Origin of the sequence: Protofrankia sp. CiP1_Cm_nod2 (assembly GCF_920664355.1) — a bacterium.
Lineage (GTDB): Bacteria > Actinomycetota > Actinomycetes > Frankiales > Frankiaceae > Protofrankia.
This window is the reverse complement of sequence record NZ_CAKKTL010000041.1, coordinates 24,865-26,809: the sequence shown is the minus strand read 5'-3', so window position 1 is coordinate 26,809 and position 1,945 is coordinate 24,865. Positions and strand designations below refer to the sequence as shown.

1 protein-coding gene and 1 pseudogene are annotated in these 1,945 nt (G+C 76.6%); one reads left to right on the top strand and one right to left on the bottom strand.

What is annotated here, in order from left to right:
* Positions 1–336 (top strand): annotated as a pseudogene (locus NBW84_RS06915) (hypothetical protein); the annotation flags it as partial.
* A gap of 72 nt (positions 337–408) precedes the next feature.
* Here NBW84_RS06915 and larE read toward each other — a convergent pair.
* Complete coding sequence (larE, locus tag NBW84_RS06910) at positions 409–1,827, bottom strand: ATP-dependent sacrificial sulfur transferase LarE (protein WP_250282795.1); 1,419 nt, start codon at positions 1,825–1,827, stop codon at positions 409–411.
* Positions 1,828–1,945: the final 118 nt, after the last annotated feature.

Below are 1,945 nucleotides of genomic sequence, written 5' to 3'. Positions count from 1 at the left end.
GGCCAGGGGGGCCGCGGGATCCGTAGGCTGGTACGTGTGGACGATCCAGCGGCCCGTGAGCCAGAGCCCGCTGAGCCCTCGGGGCGCTGGCGGCGGACGGATTTCTTCGTCCGGGCCGCGGTCGTGTCGTTCGCGATCGGCCTCGTCGCCACCGCGGCCATCATCATCCCGTTCTTCTTCGGGGTCACCGAGCGTCCCACCTGGCTCAACGCGGTCGCGGCCGGCGGGCTGACCATCGGCTTCGCCCTCGCCCTGACCGGGATAGCCCTGGCCGTGCTCTCCCCTGCCCCCGTGGACGAGGCCGAACCGGTCGACGCCGAGGGAAACCCGGTCTGACCGGCCGTCCCCCGGCCATCCTCATCGTCCGGCGTCCCTCATCGTCCGGCGCCGCTCACCGGCCGGCGCCGCTCACCGGCCGGCGCCGTTGTCCCCGGACGTTCGCGCCACGGCCGGCAGCAGCTCGTTCATGGAGCCCGACCGGAACCCACGGGGGTCGACCTCCACCCGCTCGAAGCCCTCGACGACGGCCAGCAGGTCCGGGCGCGCGGCCAGCGCCACCGCCTGGCCGGCGTCCACCTCGACCATCGCCACGTCGCCGAGGTCGCGTACCCGCAGGTCCCGGATGGCGAGCCCGGCGGCGGCCAGCGCCGCCCGCAGCCCGGCCTCCGCGCGCTCGACCCGGGCCAGCCGGGCCGGTGACACCTCGATGCCGTAGGCGATCCGGCTGGCCAGGCAGGCCGCGGCCGGCTTGTCCCAGGTCGACAGGCCCCACCGCCGGGACGCCTCCCGGATCTGCGCCTTGGTCAGGCCGGCGTCCAGCAGCGGGGTACGCGCCCCCCGCTGGGCCGCCGCCCGGATACCCGGGCGGAACCCGGCCACGGCGTCGTCGGCGTTCGTCCCGGTCACCACATGGGCGAGGCCGAGGGAGTCCGCGAGCGGCCGCAGCGTCTCGGTGAGCTCCGCCTTGCAGAAGTAGCACCGGTCCGGCCCGTTGGCCCGGTAGCCCTCGCGTCCCATCTCGTTCGTGGCCGGGGTGAGATGACGGACGCCGAGCCGGGCGGCGAAACCGGCGGCGGCGGCGAGCTCGACGGCCGGCAGGGACGCCGAGCTCGCCGTGGCCGCCACCACCCGGTCGGCGCCGAGCGCCCGGACCGCCGCCGCCAGCAGGAACGCCGAGTCCGCACCGCCGGAGAAGGCCACCAGCACCGAGCCGAGCCCGGCCAGCCGCGCGGCCAGGTCGTCGAGCCGGCCGGGCAGCAGATGGGACGACAGCCAGCCGCCGAACGCGGCCAGGCCGGGCAGGACGACGTCGGCCCCGGCGGCGGCCAGCTCGTCCGCCGGGCACGGGCCGGTGGCCACCGCGACGGCCAGCGCCCCGGCCGCGTGCGCGCCGACGACGTCACCGACATGGTCACCCACGTAGATCGTGACATCGTGGTCGAGCATGGCCCCGGCCTTCGTCTCGGCGAACCGCCAGCCCTCGACCACGTCCACCGCGATGCCGATGTGGGTGAGGCTCGCCCGCGCGAGCGGCTCGCTCTTGGCGGTGACGACGACCACCTGCCCACCGTGGCGACGCACCTGGGCGACCGCGTCGGCGGCTCCCGGCATCGGCAGCGACACCGGCAGCGCGTGGACGGCGTACAGCTCGCGGTAGCGGGCCACCATCTCCGCCACCCGCTCGGGCGGGAACCAGCGGGCGATCTCCTCCTCCAGCGGCGGCCCGAGGCGGGCGGCGGCCGCCGCGCCGTCGATCGCCACCCCCGTCTCGGCGGCCAGCGCGGCGAAGGTGGCCACCACGCCACGCCGAGGGTCCAGCAACGTCATGTCCAGGTCGAATCCGATGACCGGCCCGGCCACCGGAGCGACTGCCGACGCAACGCCGGCCGCCCGGCCGGACCAGACCCCCACCGCCCCAGCCACCCCCGGCACCCCAGCCGCCTCC